General features: G+C 72.7%; 15 protein-coding genes. 7 read left to right on the top strand and 8 right to left on the bottom strand.

The features are described 5' to 3' along the window. Window positions 1-453: 453 nt before the first annotated feature. The 7 genes from ACH4J0_RS13880 to ACH4J0_RS13850 all read right to left on the bottom strand — a co-directional run bounded on the left by ACH4J0_RS13880 (window position 454) and on the right by ACH4J0_RS13850 (window position 10053). A complete protein-coding gene (locus ACH4J0_RS13880) occupies window positions 454-1656 on the bottom strand; it encodes an acyl-CoA dehydrogenase family protein (protein WP_396239628.1) in 1203 nt (400 codons plus the stop codon). Window positions 1657-1842: 186 nt separating this feature from the next. After that, a complete protein-coding gene (locus tag ACH4J0_RS13875) occupies window positions 1843-2346 on the bottom strand; it encodes a MaoC family dehydratase (protein WP_396239626.1) in 504 nt (167 codons plus the stop codon). Window positions 2347-2357: 11 nt separating this feature from the next. Next, window positions 2358-3320, bottom strand: coding sequence for an HpcH/HpaI aldolase/citrate lyase family protein (locus ACH4J0_RS13870; protein ID WP_396239624.1), 963 nt, complete (start codon window positions 3318-3320; stop codon window positions 2358-2360). 43 nt (window positions 3321-3363) lie between these two features. Next, window positions 3364-5394: a protein meaA gene (locus tag ACH4J0_RS13865; protein ID WP_396239622.1), complete on the bottom strand. Its 2031-nt coding sequence runs from the start codon at window positions 5392-5394 to the stop codon at window positions 3364-3366. 10 nt (window positions 5395-5404) lie between these two features. Next, a complete protein-coding gene (gene ccrA / locus ACH4J0_RS13860) occupies window positions 5405-6742 on the bottom strand; it encodes a crotonyl-CoA carboxylase/reductase (RefSeq protein ID WP_396239620.1) in 1338 nt (445 codons plus the stop codon). A 384-nt stretch (window positions 6743-7126) separates the two neighbouring features. Next, a complete protein-coding gene (locus ACH4J0_RS13855) occupies window positions 7127-8047 on the bottom strand; it encodes a TetR family transcriptional regulator (RefSeq protein WP_396239618.1) in 921 nt (306 codons plus the stop codon). Between the two features lie 230 nt (window positions 8048-8277). Beyond that, window positions 8278-10053: a 3-hydroxyacyl-CoA dehydrogenase family protein gene (locus ACH4J0_RS13850; protein WP_396239616.1), complete on the bottom strand. Its 1776-nt coding sequence runs from the start codon at window positions 10051-10053 to the stop codon at window positions 8278-8280. Window positions 10054-10598: 545 nt separating this feature from the next. Here ACH4J0_RS13850 and ACH4J0_RS13845 point away from each other — a divergent pair. The 5 genes from ACH4J0_RS13845 to ACH4J0_RS13825 all read left to right on the top strand — a co-directional run bounded on the left by ACH4J0_RS13845 (window position 10599) and on the right by ACH4J0_RS13825 (window position 18315). Beyond that, window positions 10599-13400, top strand: a complete 2802-nt coding sequence (locus ACH4J0_RS13845) for an MXAN_6230/SCO0854 family RING domain-containing protein (RefSeq protein WP_396239614.1) — start codon at window positions 10599-10601, stop codon at window positions 13398-13400. A 76-nt stretch (window positions 13401-13476) separates the two neighbouring features. After that, window positions 13477-14925 (top strand): glutamine synthetase, encoded by a 1449-nt coding sequence (locus tag ACH4J0_RS13840; RefSeq protein ID WP_396239612.1) that lies wholly within the window; start codon window positions 13477-13479, stop codon window positions 14923-14925. Window positions 14926-14967: 42 nt separating this feature from the next. Further along, the gene (locus ACH4J0_RS13835; RefSeq protein ID WP_396239610.1) at window positions 14968-16083 is read left to right on the top strand and encodes an amidohydrolase family protein; all 1116 of its coding nucleotides are present in this window, start codon (window positions 14968-14970) and stop codon (window positions 16081-16083) included. Between the two features lie 247 nt (window positions 16084-16330). After that, a complete protein-coding gene (locus ACH4J0_RS13830; RefSeq protein ID WP_396239608.1) occupies window positions 16331-17821 on the top strand; it encodes a S8 family peptidase in 1491 nt (496 codons plus the stop codon). Window positions 17822-17979: 158 nt separating this feature from the next. After that, window positions 17980-18315: a hypothetical protein gene (locus tag ACH4J0_RS13825; RefSeq protein WP_396239606.1), complete on the top strand. Its 336-nt coding sequence runs from the start codon at window positions 17980-17982 to the stop codon at window positions 18313-18315. 71 nt (window positions 18316-18386) lie between these two features. Here ACH4J0_RS13825 and ACH4J0_RS13820 read toward each other — a convergent pair whose 3' ends face one another. After that, window positions 18387-19280, bottom strand: coding sequence for a HipA family kinase (locus tag ACH4J0_RS13820; RefSeq protein WP_396239604.1), 894 nt, complete (start codon window positions 19278-19280; stop codon window positions 18387-18389). A 105-nt stretch (window positions 19281-19385) separates the two neighbouring features. On the opposite strand from ACH4J0_RS13820, the gene ACH4J0_RS13815 reads away from it, so the two are divergent. Further along, window positions 19386-19826, top strand: coding sequence for an SRPBCC family protein (locus ACH4J0_RS13815; protein ID WP_396239602.1), 441 nt, complete (start codon window positions 19386-19388; stop codon window positions 19824-19826). A 168-nt stretch (window positions 19827-19994) separates the two neighbouring features. Then, a complete protein-coding gene (locus ACH4J0_RS13810) occupies window positions 19995-21149 on the top strand; it encodes a glycosyltransferase (protein WP_396239600.1) in 1155 nt (384 codons plus the stop codon). Window positions 21150-21332: the final 183 nt, after the last annotated feature.

Raw genomic sequence — 21332 nt, 5'->3', positions numbered from 1 at the left:
GGACGGCTTGCTGTCCCGGTGGATGCTATCGGGAGCACACGGTGGGTGGGCAACCCGCCTGCTCGTTCATGTGTCCGGTGGGAGCGCGTGCGCGCACCTTGCCTCTACGACCGTAGCTCGCCCCGGTCCGGTTCCCAAGGGACCGGACACGGCTGGTGACTCTTGTCTCAGCAGGGTGGGTGACGGAACCCGTGGGGGACACGGCCTGTAGCGGCCGGAAGAAGGTGTACGGAAGCGGCCGCAGGGCGCGTCGTTGCAGCTGTACGCCCTGCGGCCGCTTTCCGGAGGCCGTGCCGGACCCTGGCGGACCAGGCCGGGCCCGTGACGGGGCACGGCACTCTGCCGGGACGGGCCCGCACGCCCGTCGACCGGCGGTTCGGTGGGGGCGGCCCGTCAATCGGGGCGGCCCCGCGATCACTCGGCGGTCCCGCGCCCGGGCGCGGGACCGGGCCGTCACTCGGCGATCCTGTACTCCTCCAGGAGCCGGCGTCCGACGATCATCTTCTGGATCTCCGCAGTTCCTTCACCGATGAGCAGCATCGGGGCCTCGCGGTAGAGGCGCTCGATCTCGTACTCCTTCGAGAAGCCGTAGCCGCCGTGGATCCGGAAGGCGTCCTCGACGACCTCCTTGCAGTACTCCGAGGCCAGGTACTTGGCCATGCCGGCCTCGAGGTCGTTGCGCTCGCCGCTGTCCTTCTTGCGGGCGGCCATGACCATCATCTGGTGGGCGGCCTCGACCTTGGTGGCCATCTCGGCGAGCTTGAACTGGATCGCCTGGTGCTCGGCGATCCTCTTGCCGAAGGTGGAGCGCTGCTGGGCGTAGGAGATGCCGAGCTCGAAGGCGCGGCGGGCGACGCCGCAGCCGCGGGCGGCGACGTTGACGCGGCCGACCTCGACGCCGTCCATCATCTGGTAGAAGCCCCGGCCCGGGACGCCGCCGAGGATGCGGTCGGCCGGGATCCGCACGTCCTGCAGCACCAGCTCCGTGGTGTCGACGCCCTTGTAGCCCATCTTCTCGATCTTCCCGGGCACGGTGAGGCCGGGGACGGTCGGGTTCGGGCCGAAGCCGGCCGTCTTCTCGATCAGGAAGGTGGTCATGTTCTTGTAGGGGGTGCTGCCGCCCTCGTCGGTCTTGCACAGGACCGCGACCAGGGTGGAGGTGCCGCCGTTGGTGAGCCACATCTTCTGGCCGTTGAGGACGTAGAACTCGCCGTCCTTGACGCCCTTGGTGGAGATGGCCGAAACGTCGGAGCCGAGGCCGGGCTCGGACATCGAGAAAGCGCCGCGGATCTCGCCGGCGGCCATCTTCGGCAGGAAGTGGTCCTTCTGCTCCTGGGTGCCGTGGGCGTTGATCATGTGCGCCACGATGAAGTGGGTGTTGACGATGCCGGAGACCGACATCCAGCCGCGGGCGATCTCCTCGACCACCAGGGCGTAGGTGAGCAGGGACTCGCCGAGGCCGCCGTACTCCTCGGGGATGGTGAGGCCGAACAGCCCGAGCTGCTTCATGCCCTCGACGATGGCGGTGGGGTACTCGTCCTTGTGCTCCAGCTCGGTCGCGACCGGAATGATCTCCTTGTCGACGAAATCCCGCACGGTGGCGAGGATGTCCCGCTGGATCTCGGTGAGGCCGTCGGTCTGTGCGAGGCGTCCCATCGTGCGGCTCCGGAATGTCTGAAGAGGGCGGGGGGGGGGGGGAGATTTCCGGGGGCCCTGCCGGCGTGGCTGCGGCAGCAGGGCCCCCGACCGGGTGGGGGTCGGCCGATGACGGCGGCCTTCCCGTCCGGGGTCTGTGCGGAAGGGGCCCCATGAGTGGAAGGGGTCCCTATAGAGGGGAGAGGGTCAGGAGAGCGGCTCGGGGCGACCGGGCTGCTCGCCGCCGCGCTCCTTGGTGTACGTCGCGGTCGGCACCATCACCTTGCGACGGAAGACGCAGACGACCGTGCCGTCCTGCTTGTACCCCTTGGTCTCGACGTGGACGATGCCGCGGTCGTCCTTGGACTTGGACGGCCACTTGTCGAGGACGGTGGTCTCGCCGTAGATGGTGTCGCCGTGGAAGGTCGGCGCGACGTGGCGCAGCGACTCGATCTCCAGGTTGGCGATCGCCTTGCCGGAGACGTCCGGGACGGACATGCCGAGCAGCAGCGAGTAGACGTAGTTGCCCACCACGACGTTCCGGCCGAAGTCCGTCGTCCTCTCCGCATAGTTGGTGTCCATGTGGAGCGGGTGGTGGTTCATGGTGAGCAGGCAGAAGAGGTGGTCGTCGTACTCGGTGACCGTCTTGCCGGGCCAGTGCTTGTAGACCGCGCCGACCTCGAACTCCTCGTAGGTGCGTCCGAACTGCATGGCTCAGGCCCTCAGCTTTCCGGGATCTCGAACTTGGTGGTGCGCTGCAGGCCGGCGGCCCGGCCCTTGCCGGCGACGACCAGCGCCATCTTGCGGCTGGCCTCGTCGATCATCTCGTCGCCGAGCATCGCGGAGCCCTTGGCGCCGCCCGCCTCGGAGGTGCAGTAGTCGTAGGCGTCGAGGATCAGCTCGGCGTGGTCGTAGTCCTCCTGCGAGGGCGAGTAGATCTCGTTCGCGGCGGCGACCTGGTCCGGGTGCAGCACCCACTTGCCGTCGAAGCCGAGGGCGGCGGAGCGGCGGGCGACCTCGCGGTAGCCCTCCTGGTTGCGGATCTGCAGGTAGGGGCCGTCGATCGCCTGGAGGTCGTTGGCGCGGGCGGCCATCAGGATGCGCATCAGGATGTAGTGGTAGGCGTCGGCGCCGTAGCCGGGCGGCTGCTCGCCGACCACCAGGGACTTCATGTTGATCGAGGCCATGAAGTCGGCGGGGCCGAAGATGATGGTCTCCAGCCGGGGCGAGGCCTCGGCGATGGCGTCGACGTTGATCAGGCCCTTGGCGTTCTCGATCTGCGCCTCGATGCCGATCTTGCCGACCTCGAAGCCCATGGTCTTCTCGATCTGGGTGAGCAGCAGGTCGAGCGCCTTGACCTGCTCGGCGTCCTGGACCTTCGGCAGCATGATGCAGTCCAGGTTGGGGCCGGCGCCCTCGACCACGGTGATCACGTCGCGGTAGGTCCAGTGGGTGGTCCAGTCGTTGACGCGGACGACGCGGGTCTTGTCGCCCCAGTCGCCGTTGTTCAGCGCGTCGACGATGGTGTGGCGGGCGCTCTCCTTGACCAGCGGGGCGCAGGCGTCCTCGAGGTCGAGGAAGACCTGGTCGGCCGGGAGCCCCTGGGCCTTCTCCAGGAAGCGCGGGTTGCTGCCCGGTACGGCGAGGCAGGAGCGGCGCGGGCGCAGGCGGTTGACAGTGGTCATGGGGGTGGTTCGGTTCCTTCCCAGTGGTCAGCTGGTCAGCTGGTCAGTTCGTGGCCGCGGTCGGTGCGGGCGTCCACGGCTGGAGCTCGTTGGCCAGCCGGATCTCGTCCACGATCCGGCCGATGATGGTGGTGATGCCGAAGTCCTTCGGGGTGAACACGGCGGCGACGCCGGCGGCCTTGAGGGCCTCGCCGTCCGCTGCCGGGATGATGCCACCCACGATCACCGGGACATCCTCCACCCCGGCGCGGCGCAGCCGCTTCAGGACGTCCGGCACCAGCTCGGTGTGGGCGCCGGAGAGGATGGACAGGCCCACGCAGTGCACGTCCTCCGCCACGGCGGCGGAGACGATCTGCTCCGGGGTGAGCCGGATGCCCTGGTAGACCACCTCGAACCCGGCGTCGCGGGCCCGGACGGCGATCTGCTCGGCGCCGTTGGAGTGCCCGTCCAGGCCGGGCTTGCCGACCAGCAGGCGCAGCTTGCCGGCGCCCAGCTCCTGGGCGGTCGCGGCGACGGCGGCGCGGACCTGTTCCAGCTCCCCGCCGGGCTCGGCGGCGACCGCGACGGGCGCGCCGCCCACGCCGGTGGGGGCGCGGTACTCGCCGAACACCTCGCGCAGGGCGAAGGACCACTCGCCGGTGGTGACGCCGGCCCGGGCGCAGGCGAGGGTGGCCGGCATCAGATTGGCCTCGGTGGCGGCGACGGCCTTGAGCCCGGCCAGCGCCTCCTGGGCGGCGGCCTCGTCGCGCTGGCCGCGCCAGGCCTCCAGGGCCGCGAGCACGGACTGCTCGGAGGCCGGGTCGACCACCATGATCGCGGTGTCGAGGTCGGCGGTGAGCGGGCTGGGCTCGGTGGTGTCGAAGCAGTTGACACCGACGATCTTGTCCTCGCCGGACTCGATCCGGGCCCGGCGGGCGGCGTGCGAGGCGACCAGGTTGGACTTGAGGTAGCCGGACTCGACGGCCGGGATCACCCCGCCCATCTCCGTCACCTTGGCGATCTCCGCTTCGGCGCCCGCGAGCAGGGCGGCCGTCTTGGCCTCGATCACCTCGGAGCCGTTGAAGAGGTCGCCGTACTCCAGCAGGTCGGACTCGTACGCCAGTACCTGCTGGATCCGCAGCGACCACTGCTGGTCCCACGGGCGCGGCAGGCCGAGCGCCTCGTTCCAGGCGGGCAGCTGGACGGCGCGGGCGCGGGCGTCCTTGGAGAGGGTGACGGCCAGCATCTCCAGGACGATCCGCTGGACGTTGTTCTCCGGCTGGGCCTCGGTCAGGCCGAGCGAGTTGACCTGGACGCCGTAGCGGAACCGGCGCTGCTTCGGGTCGGTGACGCCGTACCGCTCCAGCGTGACCTTCTCCCAGAGCTGGGCGAAGGCGCGCATCTTGCACATCTCCTCGACGAAGCGCACGCCGGCGTTGACGAAGAAGGAGATCCGGGCGACCACGTCGCCCATCCGTTCGGCGGGCACCTGGCCGGAGTCGCGGACGGCGTCGAGCACCGAGATGGCGGTGCACATCGCGTAGGCGATCTCCTGGACGGGCGTGGCCCCGGCCTCCTGGAGGTGGTAGCTGCAGATGTTGATCGGGTTCCACTTGGGGATGTTGCCGACCGTGTAGGCGATCATGTCGGTGATCAGGCGGACCGACGGGCCGGGCGGGAAGACGTGCGTCCCGCGCGACAGGTACTCCTTGACGATGTCGTTCTGGGTGGTGCCGGTGAGCTTGGCGATGTCGGCGCCCTGCTCCTCGGCGACCACCTGGTAGAGCGCCAGCAGCCACATCGCGGTGGCGTTGATCGTCATGGAGGTGTTGGTCCGTTCGAGCGGGATGCCGTCGAACAGGGTGCGCATGTCGCCGACGTGGCCGACCGGGACGCCGACCCGGCCCACCTCGCCGCGGGCGAGGACGTGGTCGGAGTCGTAGCCGGTCTGGGTCGGCAGGTCGAAGGCGACGGACAGGCCGGTCTGACCCTTCGCCAGGTTCCGCCGGTAGAGCGCGTTGGAGTCGCTCGCGGTGGAGTGGCCGGCGTAGGTGCGCATCAGCCAGGGGCGGTCGCGCTTCTGGGGCTCGGTCATCGGTTCCGTCTCACACGTTCCGGAAGCGGTTGATGGCGGGCAGGTGCTTCTCGCGCAGCTCCTGGTCGCGCACGCCCAGGCCTTCCTGGGGGGCCAGGCAGAGCACGCCGACCTTGCCCTGGTGCTTGTTGTGGTGGACGTCGAGAGCGGCCTGGCCGGTCTCCTCCAGGGTGTAGACCTTGGAGAGGGTCGGGTGGATCTTGCCCTTGGCGACCAGGCGGTTGGCCTCGAAGGCCTCGCGGTAGTTGGCGAAGTGCGAGCCGACGATCCGCTTGAGCGACATCCACAGGTAGCGGTTGTCGTACTGGTGCATGTAGCCGGAGGTGGAGGCGCAGGTGACGATGGTGCCGCCCTTGCGGGTGACGTACACCGAGGCGCCGAAGGTCTCCCGGCCCGGGTGCTCGAAGACGATGTCCACGTCCTCGCCGCCGGTGAACTCGCGGATCTTCGAGCCCAGGCGCTTCCACTCGCGCGGGTCCTGGTTGTTCTCGTCCTTCCAGAACCGGTAGCCCTCGGCGGAGCGGTCGATGATCGCCTCGGCGCCCATGGCGCGGCAGATGTCGGCCTTGGCCTCGCTGGAGACCACGCAGATCGGGGTGGCGCCGCCGGCCAGCGCGTACTGGGTGGCGTACGAGCCGAGGCCGCCGCTGGCGCCCCAGATCAGCACGTTGTCGCCCTGCTTCATGCCGGCGCCGTTGCGCGAGACCAGCTGGCGGTACGCGGTGGAGTTGACCAGACCGGGGGAGGCGGCCTCCTCCCAGGTGAGGTGCTTGGGCTTGGGCAGCAGCTGGTTGGTCTTCACCAGGGCGATCTGGGCGAGGCCGCCGAAATTGGTCTCGAAGCCCCAGATGCGCTGCTCCGGGTCCATCATCGTGTCGTTGTGGCCGTCGGGGGACTCCAGCTCGACCGAGAGACAGTGGGCGACGACCTGGTCGCCGGGCTTCCAGGAGTTGACGCCGGCGCCGGTGCGCAGCACCACGCCCGCGAGGTCGGAGCCGAGCACGTGGTACGGCAGGTCGTGGCGATTGGTCAGCGGCGACAGCCGGCCGTAGCGCTCCAGGAAGCCGAAGGTGGAGACCGGCTCGAAGATCGAGCTCCACACGGTGTTGTAGTTCACCGAGCTGGCCATGACGGCGACCAGCGCCTCGCCCGGGCCCAGCTCGGGAAGGGCGACGTCGTCGAGGTGAAGGGACTTGCGGGGGTCCTTGTCGCGGCTGTCGAGGCCCGCGAACATCTGCTCCTCGTCCTTGTGGAGCGTGACCGCCCGGTAGGACTCGGGGAGCTTGATCGCCGCGAAGTCCGCCGACGTGGCGTCGGAGCTGAGGATCGCGTCGAGGATTTCCTGCATGGCTGCCTCCGAAGGCGTACCTGTGTGAGGGTCACAGGGCGTCTGGGGGAGCCGGGAGCGGACACCGGCTTCGCTGAGGTGGGTGGTTGACGGTCAGGCGGTCGCCCGGTGGTGGTTCCGGGAGGGTCCGGCACTGCTTGGTCTGGCACTGCTCCCGGGGTGTGGGAACGCCGGACGACGGCGCGCCGAGGTGGGGAGCCGCGGCGCCGCGACTGGTGGGTAACAAGGTAGTGGCACCCTGTGCCACTCGTAAAGACACCGGGTGTCAGGAATTCCGGCGCTCCGGGAAGGTGCGGGACGCGCGTAGTGCGGGTACGCCGAGGGCCCGCGCTGACGATTCGGCGCGGGCCCTGGATCTGCCTCTGACCTGCTGTTTTACGGGGCTCAGGCGTCCTTGACGCTGCTCAGCGCGGCCCGGATGCTGTCCACCACGACGTCCAGCGGAGCGTCCGTCCGGGCCACTGTGATGAGCACCTCACCTCCGGGGCTGGCACTCAGTGCGCTCTCCGCCACTCCGTCCCCTGGCATCCCACTGGCACCGGGTGCCACCACCGAACCCCGGCGTCTGGCACCCGGCGAGCTGGCGGCCCAGAAGGTCCGCCGGATCACCTCGAAGGAGTGGTCCAGCTGCGCCTCCACGTCACCCCGGCCGCCGGCCCGCAGCCACCGCCGCAGCACGTGGTTGTGCGCCGCGACGACCGCCGCCGCCGACACCTCGGCCAGCATCGAGTCGTCCTCGCCGCCGCGCTGCCAGCCCGACGGGACGGGCTCGCCGGTGTCGAACCGACCCAGCAGGTAGCGGGTGAACAGCCGCTCGTAGCGGGCCACCACGGCGATCTCGCGCTCGCGCAGCGCCGGGACCTGACGGATCAGCTGGTACCGCGCGACCGACACCCCCGGGGTGGAGGCGTACATCCGCAGCACCTCCTTGATGCCGCGGCAGACCACGTCCAGCGGGTGCTCCTCCGGCTCGGCGCTGGCCAGCAGGTCGGCCACCCGGACCAGGGTGTCGTCGTGGTCGGGGAAGATCGCCTCCTCCTTCGACCGGAAGTACCGGAAGAAGGTGCGCCGGGCCACCCCGGCGGCCGCGGCGATCTGGTCGACCGTGGTCTCCTCGTAGCCCTGTGAGGCGAACAGCTCCATCGCCGCCGCGGCCAGGTCCTGGCGCATCTGCTGACGCTGCGCCGCCGCCCGGCGGCTGCCCGGCCCCGCCTCCGGCGCGGCGCCCCCGGACGGGCCGGCCGTCCGGTCGGTGCCGCGCGGTCCGGCGGAGTGCTGCGGGGAGGCTGACTGAACCCGATCCATGTCCGGAACGCTACACGGCCCGGGCTGGGTGCCCGCGGCCCTTCCCCGGCGCACCGGCGCGACCGGGCCGGTCACGGCGGGCCTGGGCCAGCGCGCGGACACCGCCCCCGGGGTCCAGCCGGGTCGCGCGGCGGACCCGGAGCCGTACGCGGCGCCGCCGTTGCCGTAGGAGCCGCCCGCGCCCGCCGCCGGGTCGTACGGCAGCTGCTCGCCCCCGGCCCGTGCCGTGGTCACCGGCGCGCGTGGTCGCGGAAGCCGCGGCCGGTCTTGCGGCCCAGGCAGCCCGCCGCCACCAGGTGCTCCAGCAGCGGCGCGGCGGCCAGGCCCGGCTCGCGGAACTCCTGGTGCAGCACCTGCTCGATGGTCAGCGACACGTCGAGGCCGACCACGTCCAGCAGTTCGAAGGGGCCCATCGGGTAGCCGCAGCCCAGCTTCATCGCGGTGTCGATGTCGTCCACCGTCGCGTAGTGCTCCTGGAGCATCCGCACCGCGTCGTTCAGGTAGGGGAACAGCAGCGCGTTGACGATGAATCCGGCCCTGTCGCCGCACTCCACCGGGTGCTTGCGCACCTTCGCGGTCAGCTCCAGCACCGTCGCGGTGACGTCCGGGGCGGTCAGCACGGTGGAGACCACCTCGACCAGCTTCATCGCCGGGGCCGGGTTGAAGAAGTGCATCCCGATCACGTCCTGCGGCCGCGTGGTGGCGGTCGCGCAGCTGATCACCGGCAGCGAGGAGGTGGTGGTGGCGAGCACCGCGCCGGGGCGGACGATCTTGTCCAGGGTGGCGAACAGCTCCCGCTTGACCGCCAGGTCCTCGGCGACCGCCTCGACCACCAGGTCCACCTCGGCCAGCTCGGAGTACTGGCCGACCGGGGTGACCAGCGCCAGCGCGGCGTCCCGCTGCTCCCCGCTCAGCCGGCCCTTGGCGACCGAGCGCTCCAGCGACTTCGCCAGCTGCGCCTTGGCCCGCTCGGCCTTCTCCTGGCTGCGGGCGGCCAGCAGCACCGGGTGCCCGGCCTTGGCGAACACCTCGGCGATGCCGGTGGCCATCGTGCCCGAGCCGCAGACCCCGACCGTGCGCACGGTACGGCCGGGCACCCCGGCGCCGGCCGGTCCGGTCACCGCGTCCACGGCCCTGGAGGAGCCCGGCGCCTCGTAGGTGTAGAAGCCGCGCCCGGACTTGCGGCCCAGCAGCCCGGCCGAGACCAGCTGGCCGAGGATCGGCGCGGGCGCGTGCAGCTTGTCGCGGGACTGCTCGTACATCGCCTCCAGCACGGTGCGCGCGGTGTCGACGCCGATCAGGTCGAGCAGCGCCAGCGGGCCCATCGGCAGGCCGCAGCCGAGCCGCATCGCGGCGTCGATGTCCTCCCGGGAGGCGTACTTGGACTCGTACATCGCCGCGGCCTGGTTCAGGTAGGCGAACAGCAGGCCGTTCACCACGAAACCGGCCCGGTCGCCGGCCGCCACCGGTTCCTTGCCCAGGTCGCGGGCGAAGGCGGCGGCGTCCTCGGCGGTCCGCGGCGAGGTCAGCACGGTGCGGACGACCTCGACCAGCTTCATGGTGTGCACCGGGTTGAAGAAGTGCAGGCCGAGCACCCGGTCCGGACGGGCGGTCGCGGCCGCGATCCGGGTCACCGACAGGGCGGTGGTGCCGGTGGCCAGCACCGTGCCCTCCGGGCAGATCCGGTCCAGCTCGGCGAAGACCTCCCGCTTCAGCTCCAGCTGCTCGGGGACCTCCTCGATCACGAGGTCCGCCCCGGCGGCGGCCGCCAGCGCGTGCCCGACCGAGATCCGGGCCAGCAGCGCGGCGCGCTCCTCGGCGGTGATCCGCTCCCGGTCGACCGCGTGCGCGGTCGCCTCCTCGATCCGGGCCAGCGCCCGGGCGGCCGAGTCCTCGGTGGCCTCGATGCCGATCACCCGGCGGCCGCTCCTGGCGACCGCCACCGCGACGCCGGCACCCATCGTGCCGAGGCCGACGACGGCCACGGTGGGGAAGGGACGCTCCATGTCCTGACTCCTAGTCATGAAGGGCCCGCGCGTGCTCCGGCGGGCGGGCCGCCGCGCCCGTCGGTGAAACGGGGGCGGCCGCCGCCGGAGGAGGGTCCACGCGCGGGGGCTTGGGGAGATGACGGGTCCGGCAGACCCGGGCGTCGGCCGGTCCGCTCCGGCCGAACTGCGGGGTGTGCCGTGGTGCTCAGGCGCTCGAAGGTGAAGGAAGCGACGCTGACACGAGGAGAGAAACCCGGCCCGCCGCGGTTCGCGGCACCGGCCGGTGAAGAGCACCGCGCGGGCGCCGGGGACACGGCGACCGCGACCTCCCGCCGGTGCGGCTCCCGAAGCCCGGCGGTGGTGCGTGCGGCCACTGTAGCGAAGCTACTCGCCGGTAGGAAGAGGGCGGCGGCGGAAAACCGTTCGGCGCCCGGAGCCGGATTCGCTAGGGTGATCGACGCGGGGGCGGCTCCGCGGCGTGCTTCCTTCTCCTCATCTTTCACATGACCCGAGTGCGCCCACTCTCCGCCCCCGCTTCGTCATATCCAGCGGGGGACAGAGAAGTGAAGAAGCCGAACACCACCGGGCCCGGGAGCCCCCTGGACCCCTACCTGCTGCGCCACCACGGACAGGTCCTGGTCGCGCCCGGGGCCGCGCCCGGCGAACCGGACCCGTGGACGGCCAAGGGCCTGGTGGCTCTGGAAGCCGACCTGGCCCGGCTCGGCCACGTCCTCACCAAGCCGCTGCGCGACGCGCTCCGCCGGCTGCGCCCGGCCGACCTCGCCGAGGCCGGCACCCGGCTGCTGGCCGGCATCGAGGCCCTGCTCGGCAGCGACCGCCGCCACCAGCCGCTGTTCCGCCGCTTCCCCGACGGCGTGCCCTCGCACGCCCACGTCGACTACTCCGTCCTCATCCGCGGCTACCTGCTCCGCCAGTCCAGCCAGCTCTGCCTGGTCTGCGAGCGCACCAGCCTGGAGGCCGGGATCGGCGCCCTCGCTCCCTGCGCCCACCTGCTCTGCCTCGACTGCTTCCTGGAGCTGACCGAGGACGACGGCGCACGCCACTGCCCGCTCTGCGGCGTACCGCTGGAGCACGAGCCCCACCTGCCCACCGACACCAGGGGCGCCCGCAAGGCCGCCCGCGACCTGGACGCGGGCCGCACGCTCAAGCCGCTGCGCCTGGCCGGGACCGGCGACGCCGCCGCGCTCGCCGGCACCGCCCTCGCCGCCCTGCTCACCCGGCAGACCCCGCTCAGCCCGCAGGAGCGCGAGGACCTCGCCCTGTTGCTCGACCACGCTCCGGCCGACCCGGCCACCTGGCTGCCCGCCGCGATCCCGGTCCGGGAGAGCCGCGCCACCGTGCTGGCCGCCCTGCTGCGCCGTGACCCGGAGCACACCCGCCTGCTGCTCGCCGCCCACCTCACCACCGCCACCGACGTGCTGCGGCTGATCTGGGCCTGGTCCGGCGCCGAGCCCGACCTGCTGCCGGCGACCGCCCGCACGCTGCGGCTGCGCAACCTGCCCCGCCCGCTGCGCCGCGAACTCCTCGCCGTCCTGGACGCGTTCCCGGTCGGCACCCTGGCCGAGGACCTGCGCCGCCACCGCGCCGCCTGGCTGCGGGCCGGCGAACTGCTGCACCCGTACGAGCACCGCGCCCGCTTCCCGTACGCGGCCGCCGCCTTCGCGGTCGTCCGGCAGAGCGACCTCGACCTGCACGGCCTCGGCCCGCAGCTGCGCGAGGCGCCCGCCCCGCTACGGGTGCGCGAGACGCCCGCCGGCCACACCCGGCTCACCGTCGAGACCTTCGCCGCCCGGGTCGAGCACGCCCTCGCCCAGGGCGACCTGCCCGCCGCCCTCCGGCTGCTGGCCACCCGCCCCGGCGAACTGGTGCGCCGACTGCACCACCTGCTGCGGGTGCAGGCCTCCTGGCTCCCCGGCGAGCCACTGTCCGCCGAACTCGTCGACGCGCTGCCGCAGGCCCTGCGCGCCGTCGCCCCCGGACCGCTGCTCGGCGCGTACGGGCGGCTGCGCGCACCGCGCGGGATCGGCGAGCGGCGGCTGTACTTCCCGCGCGGCCGGGTCGCCTCCGCGCACGCCCGCTCCGACTGGGGCAAGCCCGTCCCCGCCGCGCTGAGCGCGCCGGTCTGCGAGCTGATCGAGGCCGAACTGCTGCGCCGGGCCGAGCGATCGGCGGCGGAGGTCGGGCGCTACGAGGTGGCCGTGCTGGACGCCGGACTGGCCGACCTGGTCGTCCCGTTCGCCGAACGCGCCAGTGCCAGGACCCTGGTCGCGGTGCCCCGCGGCAGCGTGCAGCGGCTCCCGGAGGGGCAGCGACTGCGCCTGTTCGTGCACTGGATGCAGCGCGCGCACCAGCGGGTGGACCTCGACCTGTCGGTCGCCTTCTACGACGAGGAATGGCAGTTCACCGGCCTGTGCGACTACACCCGGCTGGTGGTCGGCCCGCGCGCCGCCGTGCACTCCGGCGACTTCACCACCGCCCCGCCGCCGCACGGCGCCACCGAGTTCGTCGACCTCGACCTGCGGGCGCTGGGCGAGGCCCGCGCCCGGTACGCCGTGGTGGTGGTCTTCAGCTACAACGACGTCCCCTTCGAGGACCTCACCGATGCCTTCGCCGGCTTCATGACCCTCACCCCCTCCGAGGCGGCCCGGCAGCGCACCGGCAGCTTCCACCCGGGGAGCGTGCGCCAGCGACTGGACCTCGCCGGGGAGGCCAGGATCTGCGTGCCGATGATCGTCGACCTGCAGACCCGCACCCACACCTGGACCGACCTCAACGTCGGCTCCGGCGCCGGGTTCCACGACGTCCACCGCCATCACGCCGAGATCGGCTCGCTGGCCGACTCGGTGCTGACCCACTTCGCCCCCGGCTCCCGGGCCACCCTGTGGGACCTCGGCTGCGCCGCCGCCGCGGCCGGCAGCGACGAGGTGTGGGTGCGGGACCGGACCGGCCGAGGGCTCGGCCGCTACCGCCGGGGGGCGGACGAACCGGTGGCGGCCTTCGCCGAGCGGGTGCGCGGACGGCACGAGAGCGACCACCGCACCGAGCAGCCGCCGGACGACACCGCCCGGCTGATCGTCGAACGACTGGCCGGCGCCCGGGCGTTCACGGCCCTGGTGCACGCCGACGTGCCCGCCCCGGCGGGGGCGAGCGGGACGCTCTACCGGCTCTACCCGGGGCCGCTGGACGGGGCGCCGGACGCCCTGGAGCGGATCACCGCGGGGGAGCTGGTGGCCCGCTTCGCTCCGGACGGCGCGGCACCGACCGTCGCGGCACCGACCGTCGTGTCCCCGGACGTCGCATCCCCGGACGTCGCATCCCCGGACGTCGCATCCCCGAACGAGTGAACGGGCGGACGGGCGTCCGTTCGTTCCACTCGATAGGGGAGTTACCCACCCCGGGTCGGCGGGGCAGCATGGTGACATGAGCACTGTCACCGCCTCCCAGGCCGCCGACCCGGCCCAGCCGTCCGGCCCCGGCGCGTCCGCCGCCCTCGCGGCCGCCGTCGCGCTGCCCCCGCGGGCCGAGCGCGCCGCGCGGGCCGAGGAGGCGGCCGACCGGCTGCGCACCGCCGCCGTCGAGGCGGTGGCCGTCACCTGGGTGGACAACGCCGGCATCACCCGGGTCAAGGCCGTGCCGCTCGGCGCCCTGGTGCACGCGGCTCAGTGGGGCATCGGCACCGCGCCCTGCTTCGACGTGTTCCTCGCCGACGACGCCATCACCACCAGTCCGGTCATCGGCGGCCCCACCGGGGACTTGAGGCTCTACCCCGACCTCGACCGGCTCGTCCCGCTGGCCGCCCAGCCCGGCTGGGCCTGGGCCCCGGGGGACCGCCACACCCAGGCCGGCGGCCCGCACCCCGGCTGCCAACGGCTGTTCGCCCGCCGGATGGAGGCCGCGGCCGCCGCCCGCGGGCTGAGCCTCAAGGCGGGCATCGAGGTCGAGTGGGTGGTCGCCCTGGCGGGGCCCCCGAACGAGCCGCCGCAGTACCCGACGCACGGCCCCGCGTACGGCATGCACCGCCTCACCGACCTCTCCGACTACCTGCGGGACGTCCTGCGCGCCCTCGGCGAGCAGGGGCTCGGCGTGCTGCAGATCCACCCCGAGTACGCCCCGGGTCAGTTCGAGGTCTCGGTCGCCGCCGAGGGCCCGGTCGGCGCCGCCGACACCTCCGTCCTGGTCCGGCAGACCGTCCGCGCCGTCTCCGCCAGGTACGGCCTGCGGACGTCCTTCGCCCCGGTGGTCGAGCCCGACGGCGTCGGCAACGGCGGGCACCTCCACCTCAGCCTCTGGCGGGACGGCCGCAATCTCTGCCACGGCGGTTCCGGCCCGCACGGGCTGACGGCCGAGGCCGAGGGCTTCCTCGCCGGGGTGCTCCAGGCCCTGCCCGAACTCCTGGTGCTGGGCTGCTCCAGCCCGGCCGGGTACCTGCGGCTGGTGCCATCGCACTGGGCCGGGGCGTACCAGTGCTGGGGCCTGGAGAACCGGGAGGCCGCGCTGCGCCTGGTCACCGGCTCCACCGGGGAGCGGGCCGCCGCCGCGAACGCCGAGGTCAAGTGCTTCGACGCGAGCGCCAACCCGTACCTGGCGGTCGGCGCGGTGATCGCTGCCGGCCTCGCCGGGCTGGAGCAACGCCACGCCCTGCCCCCGGAGTTCACCGGTGACCCGGCCGCCGCCGAGCCCGGCACGGTGCCCCGGCTGCCAGAGGGCCCGGCCGAGGCGATCGCCGCGTACGAGCGCTCGGCGGTGCTGCGCGAGGCGCTCGGCGAGCCGCTCCACCAGGCGGTGCTGGCGGTGCGCCGGGCCGAGGCCGAGCGGTACGCGGCCGTCGGCCCGGAGGAGTTGGTCGCGGCTACGCGCTGGCGGTACTGACCGGTGGCCCGGCCGGAGGTCCCGGAGGCACCGGAGGCTCGGATGCTGGAGGTCGGTGCGCTGGTCGACCACCACTGCCACAGCGTGGTGGCCGCCGAGTTGGCCGACGATGCCCTGGCCGGGCTGCTCACCGAGTCCGACCGACCGCCCGCCCCCGGGTGTTCGCCCTTCGACAGCGCGCTCGGCCTGGCCGTGCGGCGCTGGTGCCCGCCTGTGCTCGGCCTGCCCCCGCACGCCCCGGTCGCCGACTACCTGGCCCGGCGGCGCGAGTTGGGCGCGGCCGAGGCCACCCGAAGGCTGCTCGCGGCCGCCGGGCTGGACGTCTGCCTGGTGGACACCGGGCTGACCGCCGCCGCCGGCCGTGAGTTGCTGCCGCTGACCGAACTCGCCGGGGCCACCGGGGCGGTGGTGCGCGAGGTGGTCCGGCTGGAGTCGGTGGCCGAGACGGTGTCGGGCGGTGCCGAGGACTGGCCGCGGGCCGTCGGCGAGGCGCTGGTGGCGGCCGCCACCGGTGCGGTCGCGGTCAAGTCGGTGCTCGCCTACCGGCACGGCCTGGCCGCCCCGGCCGAACGGCCCGCGTGCCCGGCCGTGGTGGCCGCCGCCGGGGCATGGCTGGGCGGCGGGCGCGGCCGGCTGGCCGACCCGGTGCTGCTGCACCACCTGCTCTGGACGGCCGTGGACGTCTGTGCCGAACTGGGCCTGCCGCTCCAACTCCACACCGGCTTCGGCGATCCCGACCTCACCCTTCACCGCGCCGACCCGTCCCTGCTGGCCGACTTCGTCCGCGCCGCCGAGCCGAGCGGCGTCCCGCTGGTGCTGCTGCACGGCTATCCGTACCACCGGCAGGCCGCCTGGCTCGCCCAGGCCTTTCCCACGGTGTACACGGATCTCGGACTGACGGCCTCCTACACCGGTCCGCGGGTGGCGGCGGTGCTCGGCGAGATGCTGGAACTGGTGCCGTTCGGAAAACTCCTGTTCTCCACCGATGCCTACGGACTTCCCGAACTGTTCGCGGTGGGCGCCGCACAGTTCCGGTACGGACTGGGCATGCTGCTCTCCGACTGGCAGGCGGCCGGCGCCTGTTCGGCCTCGGACGCCCAGCGGCTGGCGCGACTGCTCGCCGCCGACAACGCACGCCGGTTGTACGCGCTCCAGTAGGCGTTCCGGCGGTTTCCGCGTACATGCCCGGCCACGTCGGCTCGTCATCGAACCATCACTTTTTAACAATCTCCAGCTCTGTTGCCCCTGTTGGCCGATGGGGCGCTAACCTCCGCTGTTGGTTGAGATGTGACGATTGGATGACTACCTCTTGCGCTTTTCATCGAATATTCATTAACGTCCCGGTCATCCCAGCGCACCTGCCACACCGCAGCTGCCGCATGACGACTCGGGAGGGCCAACCCCAATGAGAGTTCCTCGGATCAGCCGGACCCGGTACGCGGCAGTGGGCCTCGTGCTCGCCACCGCCGGCGCCCTCGCGCTCCCGGCCGGCACCGCCGTCGCGGCGCCCACCGGCGACTCGACGACCGGTCCGCTGCTCAGTTACGTCGTCAACACCAAGGCCAACCACGGCCAGGTGCAGAAGGTCGAGAAGGCCATCACCGGCCTCGGCGGCACGGTGGTCCAGTCGTACGAGCAGGTCGGCGTCGTGGTCGCCCGTTCGAACGACACCAAGTTCGCGGAGAAGCTGCGCCTGGCCAAGGGCGTAGACTCCGTCGGTGCCAGCCGCACCAAGGGCATCCTCGCCGCGGACCAGGGCAAGGCCGAGGTCGCCGCCGAGCCGACCGGCGCCGCCGCCGCCGCGGACGGCCAGGAGCCGTACGAGCCCAACCAGTGGGACATGCGCCAGATCGGCGTCGACAAGGCGCACAAGATCTCGCTCGGCAGCCGCAAGGTCACCGTCGGCGTCCTGGACTCCGGCATCGACGCCACCCACGAGGACCTGGCCGCCAACGTGGACGCCTCGCAGTCGGTCTCCTGCATCGACGGCAAGACGAACACCGACTGGAAGGCGTGGCAGCCGACCACCAGCGACCACGGCACCCACGTGGCCGGCACGATCGCCGCCGCCAAGAACGGTAAGGGCGTCGTCGGCATCGCCCCGGACGTGAAGCTGGCCGCGGTCAAGGTCGTCGACGACGGTGGCTTCATCTACCCGGAGAACGCGGTCTGCGGCTTCGTCTGGGCCGGCGAGCACGGCTTCAAGGTGACGAACAACAGCTACTACGTCGACCCGTGGATGTTCAACTGCCCCAACGACAAGGACCAGGCAGCGATCTCGGACGCGATCCGCAAGGCCGTCGCCTTCTCGCAGCGCAAGGGCGTCCTGAACGTCGCCGCCGCGGGCAACGAGAACATCGACCTGGCGCACAAGACCACTGACGTCTCCAGCCCGGACGACACCAAGCCCGGCACCCGCCCGGTCACCAACGACTGCCTGTCGCTGCCGACCGAGCTGCCCGGCGTGGTCGCGGTCTCCGCGGTCGGCGTCAACGGCGACAAGTCGTACTACTCCAGCTACGGCAAGGGCGTCGTCACCGTCGCCGCGCCGGGCGGTGACGCCCGCTACCAGATCCCGAACACCCCGGACAAGAACGGTCGCATCCTGTCGACCATCCCGGGCAACAAGTACGGGTACATGCAGGGCACCTCGATGGCCACCCCGCACGTCACCGGCGTGGTCGCGCTGCTCGCCAGCACGTTCCCGTGGGCCAGCCCGGACGAGCTGACCGAGCTGCTTACCAACCAGGCCGAGTCCCACGCCTGCCCGACCGGCGTGTACAACCCGGGCAACACCGGCCAGTTCAAGGCCACCTGCGAGGGCGGCGCGGACGACAACGGCTTCTACGGCGCGGGCATCATCAACGCCGAGAAGGCGGTCCAGTGGTGGCGCTGACGCGCTGACCACCGAGCGCTGAACACCGGACACTGAGCTGGGGAGCGGGGCCCATGGCCCCGCTCCCCAGCCGCGTTTGAGTACCCGTACTCAGGGCGCGGGCCCGGCCGGCCAACAGGATGGACCCGTACCCGGAGCCCTCACAGGAGTTGAGCGACATGGCAGAGACGACGCTTCCCGCCCGGCGGAACCGGCTGGCACTGGCCCTGGGCGTGGGTCAACTCCTCCTCGCCGTACCGATGCTGGCGCCGATCGTCCTGTGCGCCGTGGTGGTCGGGACGTACGGGCTGGCCCTCGGCGGGGTCGGCGGGCTGGTCTTCCCCCTGCTGCTGGTCGGCGGCCCGCTGCTCGGCCTCGGCCTCGCGGCCCTGATCGCGCGGGCCCAGGGGCTGCCGAGGGACACCGCGTTCGCGGTGATGAGCTCCGGCCTGCTGCTCGGCGCCTCAGTCGTGAACTTCGGCTGGCTCCACCAGGCCGGTGTCGCCTGGCTCTGAGGCGTGTCCGACGGTTCGCACCCGGCGGGAACAGCCGGACACGCCCCAGGCGCGCATCCGAAGCCCCGCCCTCACTCGAAGTGGTGCTCCCAGACCGTCTCCACCGACGGCTTGCCGTGCAGGTCCGGCACCTCCTGCAGCCACGCCGGCCGACCGGCCCGGGTGCGGGCCGCACGCCGCAGCTCCGCCTCGCGCAGCTGCTCCGGCGTGGCGAAGCCCTCCGGCAGCCACTCCTCGGAGAGCACCGCCCGGGCAGCCAGGTGGGTGACGTACGCGTGCCGCACGGCGTCCACCGAGTCGAAGCCGGGCTCGTCGGCCAGCCACTCGTCCGGAACCAGCGCCACCACCTGCTCCAGCAGCTCGACCGTGACCAGCGGCCCGAGGTCCTCGTCGGCCAGCCGGACGTCCGGGGCGCAGGCGCCGAGCGCGTGGGCGCTGAGGTCGTACCGCCTGCCGACGGACGCCTCGGCGGTCGCCCAGCGGTGGTGGAAGATCAGCGCGGCGCCGTTGTCGATCAGCCAGAGCCGCTTGTGCCAGACCACTAGGTTGGGGTTGTGGACGGTGCGGTCGACGTTGCCGGTGAGCGCGTCCAGCCAGACCACCCGCCCGGCCTCGGCGGAGTCCACCGGGATCATCCCCGGCCGGTAGTCCGCCGCCCCGGGCAGCAGGTCCATCCCGAGGTTGAGCCCGGCGCTGGCCTTGAGCAGGTCCTGGATCTCGGCGTCCGGCTCGTCCGCGGCCACCACCGGATCGAAGTCCACCAGCCGCAGCTCCGGCACTCTCAGCCCGAGCCGGCGGGCCAGTTCGCCGACGATCACCTCGGCCACCAGTGCCTTGCGCCCCTGGGCGGCACCGGTGAACTTGACCACGTACGTCCCCAGGTCGTCGGTCTCCACGACGCCCGGCACCGAGCCGCCGGCCCGCAGCGGGTCCACGTAGCGCAGCGCAGTCACCAGATCGAGCACACCGGTCACCCTATCCCCTTGGGCCGGTCCGCCCCGCCGCTGTGATTGGCTTGCCGGTGAGAGCGGTCCGGAGACCGGTACCCACCACACGAGGAGAGCAAGGTCATGGGACAGGTGCAGGCCACCACGGAGCGGGTCTACGACGCGGCCCCCGAGCGGGTGTACGAGGCCCTGGCCGACTACCAGGTGACCCGTCCGAAGCTGCTGCCGGCGCAGTACAGCGAGTACGAGGTGCGGGTCGGCGGCACCGGCGCCGGCACCCAGGTGCACTGGAAGCTGCAGGCCACCGAGAAGCGGGTGCGCGACTGCCTGTTCACCGTCTCGGCGCCCGAGCCTGACCAGCTGGTGGAGAAGGACGCCAACTCCAGCATGGTGATCACCTGGACCGTCTCGGCCGCCGGCGAGGGCCGCTCCAAGGTCACCGTCACCGCCACCTGGCAGGGCGCGACCGGCATCGGCGGCTTCTTCGAGCGCACCTTCGCCCCCAAGGGCCTGAACCGGATCCACGACCAGGTGCTGGCCAACCTGGCCGCCGAGGTCCGCTGAACCCGGCCGGAGTACCAGCCGTTCCGGTGAACCGGGCGAATCGCCCGGAATTTCGAGCGGGTCGCCCGCCCGTACGAGCCGCAAGCCGTACGGGTGGACGGGCCGCCACCTGGGGGTGACGGTGGCCACGCGGCGCGGGGAAGCCACCCTAGGCTCGCCGCCGTGCATATGACGATCCTTCACATTTCGCAGCCGGTGGACGGCGGGGTCGCCCGCGTCGTCGTCGACCTGGTCCGGGGGCAGCGCGAGGCCGGCCACCGGGTGCTGGTCGCCTGCCCGCGCGGCGGGCGGCTGGCCGAGGAGGCCGCCGCGGTGGGCGCGCTGGTCCAGGACTGGGCCGCCGCCCGCCCGCCCGGCCCGGCCACCGCCGCCGAGGCCTGGCGGCTGCGCCGGATCGTCCGGGCCGCCGCGCCCGACGTGGTCCACCTGCACAGCGCCAAGGCCGGGCTGGCCGGCCGACTGGCCGTGCGCGGCGCGGTGCCGACCGTTTTCCAGCCGCACGCCTGGTCCTTCGCCGCCGTGGAGGGCCCGATGGCCGCCGCCACCCTGCGCTGGGAGCGCTTCGCGACCCGCTGGGCGCACCGGCTGCTGTGCGTCAGCGTCCAGGAGCGGGTGGACGGGGTGGCCGCCGGGGTGCACGCCGACTGGGCGGTGGTGCCCAACGGCGTCGACGTCCGCCACTACGCGCCGGCCGACCGCCGGGCCGCCCGGATCGCGCTCGGGCTGGACCTGGACGCGCCCCTGGTGGTCTGCGTCGGGCGGCTGTGCCGGCAGAAGGGCCAGGACGTGCTGCTGGCCGCCTGGCCGGAGGTGCTGCGCCGGGTGCCGCAGGCCCGGCTGGCGCTGGTCGGCGGCGGGCCCGAGGAGCAGCGGGTGGCGGAGACGGTCCGGGAGTCGGCCGAGCTGTGCCGGGTCCGGCTGGTCGGGGACGTGCCGGATCCGCGCCCGTGGCTGGCGGCGGCCGACCTGGTGGTGCTGCCCTCGCGCTGGGAGGGCATGGCGCTGGCGCCGCTGGAGGCGATGGCGGCCGCCCGTCCGGTGCTGCTGACCGACGTGCCGGGCGCCCGGGAGTGCCTGCCGCAGGCGGCGCGCGCGCAGTCGGTGGTGCCGCCGGAGGCGGTGGACGCGCTCGCCACCCGGATGGCGGAAGCGCTGTCCGATCCGATCGAGTGCGAGCGGCGCGGCGCCCGGCTGCGGGACCACGTGGTCGCCAGGCACGACGTCCGCACCGTGGTCGAACAGGTGGATGCCCTGTACCGCGACCTGCTGGGCGCCGGGCCAGCCGCCGGACGGCGCCGGGCCCGTGTCCCAGAGCGGATCTGATCGTTTCACATGCCGTGAATCCCCGCCGTTCCGGCGCTGGAGTATTCGCACCCTCAGCCGGACAAGGACGAGGCGTTTAATCCGAAATATCTATTACTGGGCGGCTGGAATGAAACGGCAAGTCAACTTCCGGTCGGCATGGCCAGATTCGGTAATGTCGGATTTCTCCTGCTTCGTTTCGAT

Source organism: Kitasatospora sp. NPDC017646 (assembly GCF_044329365.1).
Taxonomy (GTDB): Bacteria; Actinomycetota; Actinomycetes; order Streptomycetales; family Streptomycetaceae; genus Kitasatospora.
This window is presented reverse-complemented; position numbering and strand designations above follow the sequence as displayed.

Bases quoted from the DNA above. Each gene is read 5' to 3' on its own strand.
- ACH4J0_RS13880 (WP_396239628.1), bottom strand. From the start codon at position 1,656: ATGGGACGCCTCGCACAGACCGACGGCCTCACCGAGATCCAGCGGGAC.
- ACH4J0_RS13875 (WP_396239626.1), bottom strand. From the start codon at position 2,346: ATGCAGTTCGGACGCACCTACGAGGAGTTCGAGGTCGGCGCGGTCTAC.
- ACH4J0_RS13870 (WP_396239624.1), bottom strand. From the start codon at position 3,320: ATGACCACTGTCAACCGCCTGCGCCCGCGCCGCTCCTGCCTCGCCGTA.
- ACH4J0_RS13865 (WP_396239622.1), bottom strand. From the start codon at position 5,394: ATGACCGAGCCCCAGAAGCGCGACCGCCCCTGGCTGATGCGCACCTAC.
- ccrA (WP_396239620.1), bottom strand. From the start codon at position 6,742: ATGCAGGAAATCCTCGACGCGATCCTCAGCTCCGACGCCACGTCGGCG.
- ACH4J0_RS13855 (WP_396239618.1), bottom strand. From the start codon at position 8,047: ATGGATCGGGTTCAGTCAGCCTCCCCGCAGCACTCCGCCGGACCGCGC.
- ACH4J0_RS13850 (WP_396239616.1), bottom strand. From the start codon at position 10,053: ATGGAGCGTCCCTTCCCCACCGTGGCCGTCGTCGGCCTCGGCACGATG.
- ACH4J0_RS13840 (WP_396239612.1), top strand. From the start codon at position 13,477: ATGAGCACTGTCACCGCCTCCCAGGCCGCCGACCCGGCCCAGCCGTCC.
- ACH4J0_RS13835 (WP_396239610.1), top strand. From the start codon at position 14,968: ATGCTGGAGGTCGGTGCGCTGGTCGACCACCACTGCCACAGCGTGGTG.
- ACH4J0_RS13830 (WP_396239608.1), top strand. From the start codon at position 16,331: ATGAGAGTTCCTCGGATCAGCCGGACCCGGTACGCGGCAGTGGGCCTC.
- ACH4J0_RS13825 (WP_396239606.1), top strand. From the start codon at position 17,980: ATGGCAGAGACGACGCTTCCCGCCCGGCGGAACCGGCTGGCACTGGCC.
- ACH4J0_RS13815 (WP_396239602.1), top strand. From the start codon at position 19,386: ATGGGACAGGTGCAGGCCACCACGGAGCGGGTCTACGACGCGGCCCCC.
- ACH4J0_RS13810 (WP_396239600.1), top strand. From the start codon at position 19,995: ATGACGATCCTTCACATTTCGCAGCCGGTGGACGGCGGGGTCGCCCGC.